This is a genomic window from Pseudomonas sp. NBRC 111131 (assembly GCF_001320525.1).
GTDB classification, from domain to species: domain Bacteria; phylum Pseudomonadota; class Gammaproteobacteria; order Pseudomonadales; family Pseudomonadaceae; genus Aquipseudomonas; species Aquipseudomonas ceruminis.
The window spans coordinates 1-13431 of sequence record NZ_BCBH01000043.1 but is presented as its reverse complement, the minus strand read 5'-3'; the positions used below and the strand labels follow the sequence as shown (position 1 = coordinate 13431).

The following is a 13431-nucleotide window of genomic DNA, read 5'->3' as shown; positions in this document are numbered from 1 at the left end:
CGTGCGCGATTATGCCAATTTGCTACTGCTGCTTACCGCCTTTATTACAGGCCAAAGAACCAAGGCACCATGACGACCGTCACTGCCATTACCAGCAGGGTAAAGGGCACGCCGACCTTGACGAAATCAGCGAAGCGATATTGGCCGGGGCCTAACACCAAGGTGTTGACCGGCGAAGAGACCGGCGTCATGAATGCCGCCGAAGCCGCCAGGGCCACAGTCATGGCGAAGGGGTAGGGCGACAGTCCCAACTGGGCCGCCGTGCTGATCGCCACAGGTGCCATCAGCACGGCGGTGGCAGTGTTGGAGATGAACAGGCCGATGACCGCCGTTACGGTGAACAGGCAGGCAAGCATGGCGATTGGCCCGGCGCCGCCTAGTAGGCTGACTAGGCCACCCACGGCAAGGTCGATGCCGCCGGTTTTCTGCAAGGCCTGGGCGAACGGCAGCATGCCGACGATCAGCACCAGGCTTTGCCAATGGATGGCCCGATAGGCGCTGTCCATATCAATGCAGCGCCCTGCACCCATCAGCAGGCAACCTATCAGTGCGGCAATGACGTTGGGCACTGCACCGGTGACCATCAGGCCGACCATCACCGCCAGGCTGATCAGGGCATACGGCGCGCGCGCGCGTGCCGGTGCAACCTGGTCGATCTCGGCGGGCAGGCTCAACACCAGAAAGTCCTTTGGCTGGCCTTGCAGCTGACGCACGGCTTTCCAGGGGCCGACCACCAGCAACGTGTCGCCCAGGCGCAGGGGCTCCTCCACCAGGTTCTCGTCGATCGCCCCCTGGTCGCGGCGCAGGCCGACCACGTTGAGGTCGTAGCGGCTGCGAAAGGCCAGGTCCAGGATGCTTTTGCCGATCAGTTGCGAGCCCGGTGGCAGGGACACTTCGGCCATGCCCAGTTCCTGGGACTGGTCGATGAAGTAGGCGGCCTTGAAGTGCAGCGGCTCCAGTTGCATGGTCTGGCACAGGCTGCGCAAGTCGTCGCGGTTGGCGAACAGGTCGAGCAACAGTACATCACCCTGGTGCAGGACGGTGCTGGAGCTGGCGGCGATCACCCGGGTGGTGAATTTGTGCTGGCGCTCGATGCCTATCACGTTGGCGCCATGCCGGGTGCGCAACTGCAGCTCACCAAGGGTATGGCCGATCAGCGGCGAGTGGGGGCGAATGCGCAGGCGCCGTTCGCGGCCGTTGAGCTTGTAGTCCAGCACCAGGTCCAGCAAAGTGCGGCGGCTTTCAACCCGGCCGTCCTTGCGCACTTCACCGTTGAGCCAGTGGCGCGTCAGCAACATGTAGCCGACGCCGAGTACCAGGACCACCAGGCCGAACGGGGTGAAACTGAAAAAGCTGAAACCGGGCTCGCCGTGGCGCATCAGCTCGCTGTGCACCACCACGTTGGGCGGGGTGGCCACCAGGCTGAGCATGCCGCTGATCAGGCCCGCGAAGCTGAGCGGCATCATCAGGCGGCTAGGCGAAATTTGCAGGCGTGCGGCAATGCTCAGGACCACCGGGATGAAAATGGCCACCACGCCGGTCGAACTCATCACCGAGCCCAGCAGGGCCACCGACACCATCAATAACACCAACAGGCGTGCCTCGCTGTTGCCGGCCCGTTCGCTCATCCACTCGCCGATTCGGTAGGCGATACCGGTGCGTACCAGCCCTTCGCCAATGACGAACAGGGCTGCGATCAGTACCACACTGGGATCGCTGAAGCCGGCCAGGGCCTGCTCGACGCTGAGAATCCCCGACAGCGGCAATGCGAGGATGACCAGGAGTGCGACGACGTCCATGCGTGGACGGTTGATGACGAAGAGTACGACGACGACAGCCAGCAGGCCGAGGACCCAGAGCAGTTCCTGGTTCATGGGGCGGGGTGTTCCTTCACACAAGAGGGCACGCAAGACAGTAGCATTCAGTGTGACAGCGTGTGGTGAAGCAAGTGTTGATGAGGGTCAGCGGGGCGTGTTGCTGGCGCGCTGGTGCTTCGCGCGCATGGATGTGCCGGCAGTGCATGAGGGCAGGCCGGCCTGCCCTCACAAGGCTGGGTAATCAATGACGGTGGCGGCGGTGCTTCTTGCCGTTGTCGTCAGCCAGGTGGTTGCCGATGGCGCCACCAGCCGCGCCACCTAGGCCAGCACCGATGGTCGAACCCGCCGAACCGCCCACCTTGCCGCCCAGCAGCGAGCCGCCAGCCGAGCCCAGGCCACCGCCAATGGCGGCTTCGGTTCGGTTTCCTTTGCGCGCAGCGACCGCGCTACCCGCTGCGCCGCCCAGGCCGGCGCCAATGGCCGCGCCCGTGCTACCGCCCATCTGTTTACCGACAACGTTACCCAGGACACCCCCCAGGCCACCGCCAATGGCGGCAGTACCGTCACCGGCGAAAGCGCCTTGGCACAGCAGCAGGCCAAGGGCGAGGGAAGGCAAAGTCAGACGCATGATAAGAGCCTCGGAAAAATCATCAGGTTTAAAGTGGATTGAAAAGACGTCTTAGCGGTAATCGCGGTCACGGTAGCGGCGATTATCATCGTCGCGGTTGTAACGCTGGTGGTGACGGTGGTCGCGATCGCTATCGCGCCAGCCGCCGTCGTCATCACGATAATGGTGGTGGTGGCAACCGGCGATGAGTAGAAAGGCGGCGATCAGCGAAAGGCTTGCAAGGCGGGGTATCACGGTATAGGTCCTTGATCCGCAAAGGTTTACGGGGCACTTCCTGAGACTGTGATCGATCCATTTGGTTTCCTTGGCGGGCAATATTTTGCCGCGCCGGTGATGAGCGGCGTGCTTGCCGGCTGCTGTTCTGTCCCGTTGGGTCATGGCTTGCCTGGCGTACCGGCCCTAGAATTCACCCAGGCCGCATTGAAGATGGCTATCTGCCGCACGGTGAATCACGATGATCGCCCATACTCCGACGCTGTTCGCCGCCGTCGCCCTGGTTGCGACGATCCTGGCCTTTTGCCTATTGCTGGTTGGTCAGCCCAACCGTCGCGACAACCTCTGGCTGACTGGTTGCGGCTTGCTCGCCCATGCGTTGGCCTATGTCTGCTACACCGTTTATGGGCATGCGCCGTTATGGTTGAGCTATGGCTTGGGCAACAGCCTGCTTTCGCTGGCCCTGGCGTTTTATTCGGCGAGCCTGTTTCGCGTGCGTGAGCAAGCTGTGCCCGGGTGGCGGATCTTCGTTCTCCCGGCGCTCATGCTGGTAGGCCTGATGCTGCTGCTCGATACCCTGGAACCGCGCATGCTGCTGGCGAGCCTGGTGCTGATGCTGCAGTGTGGGATGATCCTGTACTGGGCCCGCCGCCACGTCGAGCGGCCGGGCAGGGCGCACCTGTTGTTGGAAATCGGCGCCCTGATCAGCCTGGTCGGCCTGGGCATGCGCGCGTGGGCGGTGGCCACTGGCACGGCCGGGGAAATGCGCTACGACACCAGCAACCTCAAGCAGAGCATTTCTGTGGCCATCGGCACGGTCACGGTGATGATGTTTTCCATCGGTCTGGTACTGATGGCCAAGGAGCGCAGTGAATCACGCTTGCAGCACCTGGCCTTGCGCGATGTGCTCACGGGCACCTACAACCGCCGGGCGATTCTCGAGCGTTTTGCCGTTGAAGTAGACCGCGCCCGGGAGGAGCAGAGCCACCTGGCCGTGGCAATGATCGACATCGATCACTTCAAACAGATCAATGACCTGTACGGCCATCAAGCCGGCGACGAGGTGCTGTGCCATTGCGTACGTCAGTTGCAACAGCGCATGCGCCAAGGCGACAGCCTTGGGCGTTATGGGGGTGAGGAGTTTCTGCTGCTGTTGCCCCATGCCGATCGCGAAGGGGCCATGACCGCTTTGCAAGCCTTGCGTGAGGCCGTTGCCAGCACGCCAGCGCAGTTTGCCGGTGACACCATTGCGCTGCGTTTCAGCGTGGGCCTATGGTGCGGGGTACCCGCCCCCCATGACAGCACCGCGAGCCTGTTGGCCCAGGCTGACGCGGCGTTGTATCAGGCCAAGGCCGGCGGGCGCAACGCCGTGCACATGGCGGCGTTGCTGAGCCTTGGTTGAATCACGACGCCGGGTGAATGGCCAGCACCACACCGTTGGTGATCTGCACCATCACATAATGATCGCCCATGCGCACCCAGTGGCTCTCCTTTTCAGGGGCTGGCAAGCCCCGGGCTTTCCAATCCTTGACCGCTGCATCCTCACGTTTGTACTGGTCGGGCGCCTTGTCCCCCACCTTCAGTTCGCGGTTGTGGGTTTGTGGGGCGGTCACGCTGTCGTGCGATGATTCGGCCGCCAGCACAGGGAGCGTCGGGCTGAGGAGGGCAGCAAAGGCCAGGGCGGTTACCAGCGGGCGTTTTTTCATCAGTAGCTCCAACGAAGGGGTTCGTTGTGTAGGACTATCGATCGGCGCGAGCATTCAAATTAATTGGCCAAGGGTGCTGGGCTTATAGCCAATCGATCTTCCTATATATCGATTCTGTGTAATGCTTTGAGTTTGCATGACAGTTCGCAAGGAGGCGGTAAACATGTCAACTCAGCATCATATTGTCATCGTGGGTGGCGGCGTTGGCGGCACGATGTTGGCCAACCAGCTGGTGCGAAAGCTGTATCCGGAAGTGGGCAGTGGCAAGGTGCGCATCACGTTGCTGTCCGATTCGCCAGACCACTACTACAAGCCCGCCTTCATGTATGTGGCCTTCGACAGTTTTTTCGAGCAGGAGCTTAAGCGCCCCGAGCGCTCCTTGCTGCGCCCGGAGATCGACTTCCGCGTAGAGAAGGTGGACCGTTTCGATTTCCCCGGGCAGTGCCTGCACACGGCCTCCGGCAAACGCGTGAGCTATGACTTCCTGGTCATCGCCACAGGCTGTGTACCCGCGCCGGAGCGCATCGAAGGCTTGCCCGAGGCGGGCGATCACTTCTATCAGTATGCTGCCGCTCGGCAACTGGCCCAGCGTCTGATGACCATCAAGCAGGGGCGCATCTTCATCACGGTGTCTTTCCCGCAAACCCCCAACGTTCCGCACCAATGTGGCATCGCCCCGGTGGAAACCACGCTGATGCTGGATGATTTGCTGCGCCGCCGTGGGGTGCGCGACAAGGTCGAGATCATCTATACGTACCCCACCACGGCGCAACTGCTGCGCAACTGCCTGTTTCTGCAGCGGCCGACGGGTGAGGTGCTGCCGACAATTTTCAGCCAACGCGCAATCCAGCACCAGCGGGGGTTCACCCTTGACCGGGTCGACCCGGATGCACGGGTGGCCTATTCAAAAGAAGGCCAGGCGCAGCCGTTCGACATTCTCATGGCCACACCGCCCATCCGTGCGGTGGATGCCGTGCTGGCCAGTGGCGTATCGCAGTCGGCCAATGATGAAGGCTGGCTGCCGACCAATCATGAGACCTTGCAGGTGTATGGCCTGGAGCGGGTCTATGTCATCGGCGATACCGTCGACCTGCCGGTGAGTAAGGCGGGGGGCAGTTGCCATAACCAGGCACCGGTGATCGCCAACAACATCGCGGGTGAGATTCGCCTTGGCGCCCCTTGCGCCGTCTACGACGGCAAGGTTCAGGCCGTGGCGCAGATGGGCCTGGACGCGGGCATGCCGCTGACTTACGACTACACCCGCGATGTATTGCCAACGCCGCCGACCAAACTGGGTGGCCTGCTGCGCAATGGTTTCAACCGCGGTTTGTACTGGGCCGTGGCCCGAGGAATGTTGTGAGCGATGGAGAGCAATGCCATGAATACCGTTGAAACGAATCCAGCCTCGGTCGGCAATCCGGGGCTGCAAGCCCTGCTGGACAAGCTGCAGCCGCTGCTCGATGGCGGCCGGCTGAACAATATCGTTGATGTGTTATCGCTAGGGGCAGACCTGGTGGACATGGTCGATGCTGCGCTGGTGGAAAAGCTCGCGGTGCAGTTCGAGGAGTTCACGGCGCTCAATTGGGTGGTCGGCAATGCCGTGCGAAGCGCCAAGCGCCAGGGCGAGCAAGACGCGTCCGCGCTCGGCACGCTGGCCTTGCTTCGCTTGCTGCAAGACCCCGATACCCGCCGAGGGTTGACGTTGGTGCTGCGCACGCTGCAGGCGATCGGGCGCCAGTGCTGACGCTGGGGGCGCCACGGTGCTAGAGTCGCTGTTTTTTGAGTGGGGAAGGGCATGCGCAAGGTATTGTTGGTGTTGGCTGTGGCAGCGCTGGGTGGCTGTGCATCAGCGGCCATGGACACGGCACGTGGTGGCAAGCCGACCGCTCAACTCGCCTCGCAGAAAGCGCCCGAGCTGGTGGCCCAATGCATCCAGTTCAGTTGGCAGAAAGAGGACGTGTTCGGCGAGGATGCCAGTGGTTATCTGGAGCCGCGCAAGCAGGGCGGGCTGACTGTCTATACCCGTGAAGCGGAGTCGTTCGTGGATGTCTACCCACAAGCCGGCGGTACGCGGGTGGATTACTACGCGCAGAAGAACGATGGCGTGGCATTGCAGCGCCGGGCGGCGGCAGCGACCTGCCTGTAACCCAAACTGCGCGGGAGGCGCCACCAGGGCAACGGCGCTGGCGGCGCGTGGCAGCAGCGCCACTCGCCCTAGCGCTATGCCCTACAGGCGATCAACGCGGGATCAGGACAGGTAGCCGCCGTCTACATTGAGCGCGGTGCCGGTGGTGTAGCTGGAGGCCGCGCTGGCCAGGTACAACACGGCGCCGGCCATCTCCTTCGGGTCGGCTACGCGCTTAAGTGGGATCTGCTGCAGCGCGGCATTGAGGATGGTGTCGTTTTTTACCAGCGCCGAGGCGAACTTGGTGTCGGTCAGGCCTGGCAGCAGGGCGTTGCAGCGGATGCCGAACTGCGCGCATTCCTTGGCGAAGACCTTGGTCATGTTGACTACCGCTGCCTTGGTCATCGAGTAGATGCCCTGGAAGTGGCCCGGCGATACGGCATTGATCGACGCCACATTGATAATGCTGCCAGCGCCGTTTTCGCGCATCAGCTTGCCGGCCTCCACTGACATGAAGAAGTAGCCGCGGATATTGACATCGACGGTCTTCTGGAATGCGCTCACATCGGTGTCCAGCACGTTGCAGAACTGAGGGTTGGTCGCGGCATTGTTGACCAGGATATCCAGACGCCCGAACTGTTCGCGGATGCTGGTGAACACCTGCTGGATCTGCTCCAGCTCGCCAATGTGGCAGGCCACCGCGGTGGCTTTGCCGCCAGCGGCGACGATCGCATCGGCGACCGGCTGGCAGCCATCGAGTTTACGGCTGGAGACGATCACATGGGCACCCTGCTGGGCCAGCAGGTGGGCGATGGCCTCGCCGATGCCACGGCTGGCGCCGGAGACGAAAGCGATCTTGCCGTCGAGGTCGAACAGGTGGGTCTTGGACATGCTGTTTTCCTTGTTGTCGGTCGTCAGAGCGTGGACTTGGCGATCACTTGCAAGCTCATGTGCTCCAGCAGCCGGTTCATGTGGATGAACTGGGCGAAGCGCTTGTCCTGGGTCTGCTTGTGGTAGAAGCGGTAGTAGATCTGCTGGACGATCCCGGCCAACCGGAACAGGCCATAGCAGTAGTAGTAATCGAAATTGTCGAGGCTGATGCCGGCGCGCTCGGCATAGTAGTCGACGAATTGGCGGCGGGTGAGCATGCCGGGGGCGTTGCTGGGTTGGCGACGCATGAGTTGCACCGGTGCCGGGTCACTCGCCTCGATCCAGTAGGCCAGGCTATTACCCAGGTCCATCAGCGGGTCACCGAGGGTGGCCATTTCCCAGTCGAGCACGCCAATGATGCGCATAGGGTTGTCGGCATCGAGGATGACGTTGTCGAAGCGGTAGTCGTTGTGCACGATGCCGGGGCGCGGATGGTCGCTGGGCATTTTCTCGCGCAGCCAGGCAATCACCTGCTCCCAGCGCGGTGCGTCAGGGGTGAGGGCCTTTTCGTAGCGGCTGGTCCAGCCTTCGATCTGGCGTTGCACATAGCCTTCGGGCTTACCCAGGTCGGCCAGGCCGCAGGCGTTGTAGTCGACCTGGTGCAGGTCTACCAAGCGGTCGATGAAGCTCTTGCACAAGGCTTCGGTGCGGGTGGCATCCAGGTTCAGCTCGGCGGGGATGTCCGAACGCAGGATGATGCCCTTGACCCGTTCCATCACGTAGAACTCGCCGCCGATCAGCGACTCGTCGGTGCAATGCACATAGGCCTTGGGGCAGAACGGGAAACCGTTGTTGAGCTGGTTGAGAATTCGAAACTCGCGGCCCATGTCATGGGCCGACTTGGCTTTCTGGCCGAACGGCGGGCGACGCAGCACGAACTCACGCCCGGGATAGGCGACCAGGTAGGTAAGGTTGGACGCGCCGCCGGGGAACTGGCTGATGCGTGGCGTGCCTTCGAGGCCCGCGATGTTGGCCTTCAGAAAAGGGTCGATGACGGCCGCGTCGAGTTCTTCGCCGGGGCGTACCTGGGTGGACTGGTCGGTGAGCGTCATGCGTTTTCCTTATTATCGAGCGCAAGGACTATTGGCTAATCTAATGGCACGAGCGGTTTGGAACAAGCGTGCCAGCTGTCAAATAGGTATGGGTGTTGCCGGTCGATCAATCGCTTTGATCGGGCGGCGGCATACCATGCAAGCGCGCCAGGCAAAAAAAAACCGAAGCCGGTCAGGCTTCGGTTTTTAAGGCGCTCGGTGTGCGCACCCCTCAGGAAGGGAACAGCTCGCTGAGTTTCATCGACAGCATCATGTCGCCTTCGACGCGCAGCTTGCCGCCCATGAAAGCCTGCATGCCGTCGGTTTCACCGCTGACAATGCCCTTGAGGGTTTCGCTGTCCATTACCAGGGTGCAGTTGGCATCCGGGTTCTCGCCTTCCTGCAGGTCGCAGGTGCCATCCTTGACGATCAGCGCGTAGTGTTTGTCTTCGTCGGTGATGTTGAAGCCGAACACCAGGTCCAGGCCTTCGGCTGCAGACGGGTTGAACTTCTCTTGCATCTTTTTCACGGCATCAGCTACGGAGGTCATGGCGCATTCCTTATAGAGTGATATTCACGTCCCCGCAGGGACACAACAGGCCGGAGTCATCGATAGGTGATGAGCTCCGGCACCTTCAACAGCTGCACATGGGCTTGGCTGTTGAAGGAAGCCAGTGCCACGTCGCGGCCGCGGAACTTCAGCTGGCTGAGCGACGTGTTGATGATCTGCCAGTTCAGCGCGAAGGCTTGGCTGGGGGTAATACCGGTAACCAGGTGGAGCAGGGCGGCGATGGTGCCGCCGGAGGTGAACACGGCAATGTTGTCGCCACTGCCGGCATTCTCCAGCAACCGCTGCAAGCCAGTTTGCACGCGGGCCGTGAACGCTTGCCAGGTTTCCAGGCCGTCGTCGGCATGGTCGCCGTCGTACCAGCGTTGCACCATCAGGGCGAACAGGCGCTGGAACTCGCTGCGGTGCTGGGCACCGTTACGCAGGATATGCCGGGCGTTCGGCTCATCGGCCAACAACCCAGGCAGCAGCGCCCGGATCACACCATCGGCATCGAACTCATTGAATGCCGGGTCGGTGTCGATGAGGGGGACGGCGCAGCCGCCAGCGTGCAATGCTTGCAGCGCAAGCCGGGCGGTGTCTTGCTGGCGGCGCAGGTCACCCGCCACGCAACGGTCCAGGCGCACGCCAAGCTGGGCCAGGTGTTCGCCCAGTGCCTGGCTTTGCCGAACGCCTACCGGCGACAGAACGTCATAGTCGTCGGCACCAAAAGAGGCTTGGCCATGTCGGATCAGGTAGAGGTTGCCCACAAAGGTATCCGGCTTGAAGGTTGCTGCGAGGTTAGGTTGCGCCACACAGGCTGTCAACGAAAAAACATACAAGCGTTTGAAAAGGTTGTTTGAACTGTGTTGCCAGCATTTACCGTCGCTGGCAGCGCCTCGGGCGCCCCGGTATGCTTGCATCAGTTTCGCGCTGTGAAGGCGCTGGTTCATAAGGAGTCAACGTGGAGTTTCTTGCCAACTGTCCTTGATCTCGGGTAAAGCCAAGCAGCACGGGGCTTCCACCCAAAATGTCCATCCTTACCGCTGAATCCAGTGTCACAAATCGTCCCAACGTGTCACAAATCGCAGTGCCCTACGTCTACCGTAGAGCCTCTGGGCGCTATCACCTTCGAGTTCGCCTCAAGGGCTGCCACACCTCCTGCACGATCTCGCTCAAGACCACCAATCGACCTGCTGCCATGACAACTGCCAAGCACCTGCTTCAGACCCTCAAAGCGTTCCACCTCGACAACCCAGAGGCATCTTGGGGGGAACTACGGGATAACCTTCGGGACATCGCTGAGGAAGCCTTGGGCAACCCACAAGGCGAAGCCTATGGGCTGGTCCTGTCTGAGGTCTCCGAGAACCTCGCTCAGATAGCCGAGACGATGCCCATGAGGTTAGCCCAAGCGCAGGCCGTTCTGATGGCTCAGAGGGTTCTGGAGGCTGCTCAAGGGCGGCACAGCGGAGACCTGAGAGAGCTGGTCGAGCTGCTCAATGGGGACCTGAAGGGACCTATAGGCAGTGTTAATCAAGTAGGAGATGTCGATAGTCGTGAGCCTGTGCCTGTCCCTGTCCCTATCTGTAAGTCGCTCTCCACGGACAGCTCTACGACCACATTCCAGTCCCTCTACGAAGCCTTCAAGGCTGAGCGTGGCGGGGACAAGTCGGCCAATACCTTGAAGAACTGGAAGAGCAGCACCAGCACCATCGTTGCGCACCTCAGGGACACCGATATGTCCAAGCACACAAGGGCAACCTTTGTGGGCCTTCGTGATGCTCTCTTGGCTGATGGTCGTAAGCCATCCTCTGTTAACAAGGTCATGACCCATGCCTCCACTGTCATTGGCTGGGCTGTGGCTACGGGTCTCATTGAGCGTGACTACTCCAAGAAGCTGACTATCACCAAAGGGGCGGATAGCGACCGCACAGCCTTCACTGGGGACCACCTAAAGGCTCTCCATGACTGGGCAATGGGCAACCTTGGGAACGACTGGAAAGCATCTGTCATTGCCCTTGGGGTTGCCACCGGGGCACGCATTGGAGAGATTCACCAGCTCACCGGCAGTGACATCTATGAGGATGGCGGTCACTGGGTCATGGACATCAACGACAAGGACGGGAAGACCCTCAAGAACTCATTCAGTCGTCGCACAGTGCCACTGCTGGGAATCCCAGAGGACCACCTTGAGAAACTCTCGCAGACCCAAGGGCGGTTGTTCACTCAGTCCAAGAGTGGCTTCGATCAACTCACCAATCAGATGATCCGAGACCTGCTGGGCACTAAGACCGGGGGAGGGCTGTCGTTCCACTCGTTGAGGCACTCTATGGCGTCCGATCTGAAGGCCGCTGGCGTGTCTGTGGGGATCGTCCAGGCCATCTTGGGGCACAGCTCTGGGTCACTTGCATTCGATGTCTACGGGGGCAATGCGGCTGCTTCGAGGGGCCTTATGGTCGAGGCGCTGGGGATGATTCGATAACGGGGCGCGTCTCAGGGAGCACCACAAAGACCTAAATGCCGGATTACAGAGGGCTCCTAAGCGGCTCTCCTTGAAGTGCTTGTGGAGGCGTTCCGTTTAGATATCCGTTAAAATCAAATTGCCATCAAGCCAGACTAATAGGTAAGCTGCTTGTACAGGGAAGTGAAAGCGCCTCAAAAGGTTTTTCTTAAGATGCTTCGCGCCCATGTTGAAAGAAAACTTAAGAATTGTAGGTCGATCAATGAATGCAAGGGAAATAGTTTGTGCGGCAATCCTGGTGCTCCCTGTGGTGGCGTTGGGGGGGCAGGTTGAAGATGAGTTGTATGGGCTAACTAAAAAGACAAGCTCTAACTTCTGCTTTATCACTATACAGAACGACTCTGCGAAAAGTGATGCATTAAATCATTTGAGGATTAGCCCGTCTTCAGTATGTGAGTGCACGTCAATTGAAACAGCTAACGCGATGCAAGCTAATCCGCATTATCATGCCTACCTCAGGAATCTAATTAGAAACGCCAACATTCAGCAAGGTCAGCCACCATCGTTTGAGTACAGTCCAGATCAAGATGTTGCAGTGGCGGAGTATACCAAGGTGTTTAATAATTCTTGGGTTAATTGTGTGACTCGCTTAAAAAAGAGCTGAAGCGCAAGGCTTGAGCTTAAAGCTGTTTCGTAAGTAGGTGTCGTAAAAACCCTCACTATGGCTGCACGTTCGCAGCGGCCATATGAGGACCACTATCATGACCCTGCTCACCCAACCCGGACCATTACACCGCCACGTCGATCACGAAACCGGCACCATCCTTCACATTGACCCAATCACTGGCGAGGTCATCCGCCGCAAGGACATGGTACGACCCGCAAACCTCGAAGCCCAGTATCAGGCATGGGCCGCTGAGCGTCGTGCCGATGAGTCCCTCTCTGAGGACCAACAGAAAGCCGCCAAGGGCCTGACCAACGGCACCCAAGGGCAACCCCAAGAGACCCCAAGCGATGAACCCAAGCGAGGCCGTGGACGCCCAAAGGCCACCTTCGCTAACCCTGTCGCAGCCTACATGCACCTCCTTGCGATTCCCGATCCGCTGCCATGGGTAGACGACATCATTACCGGGTCAATCATCACCAGTGCCGGAGTCACCAACGGAAAGATCAACGTCAAGGCACGAGCGGTCATCGGTGCGTTGTTCCTTTCGGAGATCACAGCGGACGCCTGTAAGACCAATGAGTATTCCTTGAGGACCGCCCAGCGAATCGCCAAGGCTGCTCGACACGCTGCCCATGGGATCGCTTCGTATGTCGAGAGACACCCAGACATCAAGGCTGAGATTGTGGCTGAGGTAGGCGCAGAGGCTCTATTCCGGGGCTTAGCGACTTAACGCCGGATAATATAAAGAAAATCTCAACGACCATCTTCAGGTCAAAGCATCGACCAGACCCAGAGGGAGAGGGGTTGTTAATTACAACTCCCCTCATCTCAAAGGGCATCTTTAAGAACACCTCAAAGGAGACCTTCCAACATGACCAGCATTGTCTGCCCAGCTAACTCACGCCTCACCGAACAAGATATGTCAGTCTTGTCTACTGTATTCCCTCGACCAGCTCGAACCCAGCTCATCGAGTTGCGTCGTGCCCTTAGTGACCATCGCTCCAACTTCAGGACCTACAAGGCTGGACAGGTCACCTTCGATATGGACGGTGTGGCCCAACGGGTCCTCGCTAAGTGCCCCCAAAAGACTCTCGACCGTTTGAATCAACTACTTGAACAAGGGTTGTGTCTTCAAGCCATCGCCTCGACTCACTTGAGGATTCCATTGAGTGGCTCTGAGGGAATCTCACTCACAACTTAAAGATGTCCGTCAAGACTGTCGTTAAAAACCCTCACTATGGGTAAGACAGGAAGACCAACAACAAAATAATTTCTCTCTGCCATTGCTGCACAGCCGTTGCCACGG

15 protein-coding genes are annotated in these 13431 nt (G+C 59.9%); 7 read left to right on the top strand and 8 right to left on the bottom strand.

Annotated features, from left to right (window positions below):
* Positions 1–44 precede the first annotated feature (44 nt).
* From APH34_RS25490 to APH34_RS25480, 3 genes are all read right to left on the bottom strand, one after another.
* The gene (locus APH34_RS25490) at positions 45–1874 is read right to left on the bottom strand and encodes an SLC13 family permease (protein WP_054903467.1); all 1830 of its coding nucleotides are present in this window, start codon (positions 1872–1874) and stop codon (positions 45–47) included.
* Positions 1875–2058: 184 nt separating this feature from the next.
* Complete coding sequence (locus APH34_RS25485; protein ID WP_054903466.1) at positions 2059–2445, bottom strand: glycine zipper domain-containing protein; 387 nt, start codon at positions 2443–2445, stop codon at positions 2059–2061.
* A 51-nt stretch (positions 2446–2496) separates the two neighbouring features.
* Positions 2497–2679, bottom strand: a complete 183-nt coding sequence (locus tag APH34_RS25480; protein ID WP_371263328.1) for a hypothetical protein — start codon at positions 2677–2679, stop codon at positions 2497–2499.
* 220 nt (positions 2680–2899) lie between these two features.
* Between APH34_RS25480 and APH34_RS25475 the strand changes: the two genes are divergently transcribed.
* On the top strand, positions 2900–4060 hold the full coding sequence (locus APH34_RS25475) for a GGDEF domain-containing protein (RefSeq protein WP_054903465.1): 1161 nt from the start codon (positions 2900–2902) through the stop codon (positions 4058–4060).
* 1 nt (position 4061) lies between these two features.
* Here the strand turns inward: APH34_RS25475 and APH34_RS25470 are convergent, their stop codons facing one another.
* Complete coding sequence (locus tag APH34_RS25470; protein WP_054903464.1) at positions 4062–4364, bottom strand: RcnB family protein; 303 nt, start codon at positions 4362–4364, stop codon at positions 4062–4064.
* Between the two features lie 163 nt (positions 4365–4527).
* Between APH34_RS25470 and APH34_RS25465 the strand changes: the two genes are divergently transcribed.
* From APH34_RS25465 to APH34_RS25455, 3 genes are read left to right on the top strand one after another with little or no spacing between them, the layout of a single operon-like run.
* A complete protein-coding gene (locus tag APH34_RS25465) occupies positions 4528–5724 on the top strand; it encodes an FAD/NAD(P)-binding oxidoreductase (RefSeq protein ID WP_054903463.1) in 1197 nt (398 codons plus the stop codon).
* A gap of 18 nt (positions 5725–5742) precedes the next feature.
* A complete protein-coding gene (locus APH34_RS25460; RefSeq protein ID WP_054903487.1) occupies positions 5743–6108 on the top strand; it encodes a DUF1641 domain-containing protein in 366 nt (121 codons plus the stop codon).
* 51 nt (positions 6109–6159) lie between these two features.
* A complete protein-coding gene (locus APH34_RS25455) occupies positions 6160–6510 on the top strand; it encodes a hypothetical protein (RefSeq protein ID WP_054903462.1) in 351 nt (116 codons plus the stop codon).
* 102 nt (positions 6511–6612) lie between these two features.
* Here APH34_RS25455 and APH34_RS25450 read toward each other — a convergent pair whose 3' ends face one another.
* The 4 genes from APH34_RS25450 to APH34_RS25435 all read right to left on the bottom strand — a co-directional run bounded on the left by APH34_RS25450 (position 6613) and on the right by APH34_RS25435 (position 9767).
* Complete coding sequence (locus tag APH34_RS25450; RefSeq protein ID WP_054903461.1) at positions 6613–7380, bottom strand: SDR family oxidoreductase; 768 nt, start codon at positions 7378–7380, stop codon at positions 6613–6615.
* 23 nt (positions 7381–7403) lie between these two features.
* A complete protein-coding gene (locus tag APH34_RS25445; protein ID WP_054903460.1) occupies positions 7404–8471 on the bottom strand; it encodes a phosphotransferase family protein in 1068 nt (355 codons plus the stop codon).
* Positions 8472–8682: 211 nt separating this feature from the next.
* Positions 8683–9000 carry an SCP2 sterol-binding domain-containing protein gene (locus APH34_RS25440; protein ID WP_054903459.1) on the bottom strand — a complete coding sequence of 106 codons (318 nt, stop codon included), beginning with the start codon at positions 8998–9000 and terminating at the stop codon, positions 8683–8685.
* A 56-nt stretch (positions 9001–9056) separates the two neighbouring features.
* The gene (locus APH34_RS25435) at positions 9057–9767 is read right to left on the bottom strand and encodes a histidine phosphatase family protein (RefSeq protein WP_054903486.1); all 711 of its coding nucleotides are present in this window, start codon (positions 9765–9767) and stop codon (positions 9057–9059) included.
* A 431-nt stretch (positions 9768–10198) separates the two neighbouring features.
* On the opposite strand from APH34_RS25435, the gene APH34_RS25430 reads away from it, so the two are divergent.
* The 3 genes from APH34_RS25430 (at position 10199) to APH34_RS25425 (ending at position 12855) form a co-directional block, all read left to right on the top strand.
* Positions 10199–11479 carry a tyrosine-type recombinase/integrase gene (locus APH34_RS25430; protein WP_054903458.1) on the top strand — a complete coding sequence of 427 codons (1281 nt, stop codon included), beginning with the start codon at positions 10199–10201 and terminating at the stop codon, positions 11477–11479.
* Between the two features lie 205 nt (positions 11480–11684).
* Positions 11685–12122: a hypothetical protein gene (locus tag APH34_RS29405; RefSeq protein WP_135192339.1), complete on the top strand. Its 438-nt coding sequence runs from the start codon at positions 11685–11687 to the stop codon at positions 12120–12122.
* A gap of 97 nt (positions 12123–12219) precedes the next feature.
* A complete protein-coding gene (locus APH34_RS25425; protein ID WP_054903457.1) occupies positions 12220–12855 on the top strand; it encodes a hypothetical protein in 636 nt (211 codons plus the stop codon).
* The last annotated feature ends 576 nt before the right edge of the window (positions 12856–13431 follow it).

What these genes read in the sequence shown, in the direction of transcription:
- APH34_RS25445 (WP_054903460.1), bottom strand. Translation starts at nt 8,471, where the DNA reads ATGACGCTCACCGACCAGTCCACCCAGGTACGCCCCGGCGAAGAACTC.
- APH34_RS25455 (WP_054903462.1), top strand. Translation starts at nt 6,160, where the DNA reads ATGCGCAAGGTATTGTTGGTGTTGGCTGTGGCAGCGCTGGGTGGCTGT.
- APH34_RS29405 (WP_135192339.1), top strand. Translation starts at nt 11,685, where the DNA reads ATGTTGAAAGAAAACTTAAGAATTGTAGGTCGATCAATGAATGCAAGG.
- APH34_RS25470 (WP_054903464.1), bottom strand. Translation starts at nt 4,364, where the DNA reads ATGAAAAAACGCCCGCTGGTAACCGCCCTGGCCTTTGCTGCCCTCCTC.
- APH34_RS25430 (WP_054903458.1), top strand. Translation starts at nt 10,199, where the DNA reads ATGACAACTGCCAAGCACCTGCTTCAGACCCTCAAAGCGTTCCACCTC.
- APH34_RS25465 (WP_054903463.1), top strand. Translation starts at nt 4,528, where the DNA reads ATGTCAACTCAGCATCATATTGTCATCGTGGGTGGCGGCGTTGGCGGC.
- APH34_RS25475 (WP_054903465.1), top strand. Translation starts at nt 2,900, where the DNA reads ATGATCGCCCATACTCCGACGCTGTTCGCCGCCGTCGCCCTGGTTGCG.
- APH34_RS25440 (WP_054903459.1), bottom strand. Translation starts at nt 9,000, where the DNA reads ATGACCTCCGTAGCTGATGCCGTGAAAAAGATGCAAGAGAAGTTCAAC.
- APH34_RS25485 (WP_054903466.1), bottom strand. Translation starts at nt 2,445, where the DNA reads ATGCGTCTGACTTTGCCTTCCCTCGCCCTTGGCCTGCTGCTGTGCCAA.
- APH34_RS25460 (WP_054903487.1), top strand. Translation starts at nt 5,743, where the DNA reads ATGAATACCGTTGAAACGAATCCAGCCTCGGTCGGCAATCCGGGGCTG.
- APH34_RS25425 (WP_054903457.1), top strand. Translation starts at nt 12,220, where the DNA reads ATGACCCTGCTCACCCAACCCGGACCATTACACCGCCACGTCGATCAC.
- APH34_RS25490 (WP_054903467.1), bottom strand. Translation starts at nt 1,874, where the DNA reads ATGAACCAGGAACTGCTCTGGGTCCTCGGCCTGCTGGCTGTCGTCGTC.
- APH34_RS25450 (WP_054903461.1), bottom strand. Translation starts at nt 7,380, where the DNA reads ATGTCCAAGACCCACCTGTTCGACCTCGACGGCAAGATCGCTTTCGTC.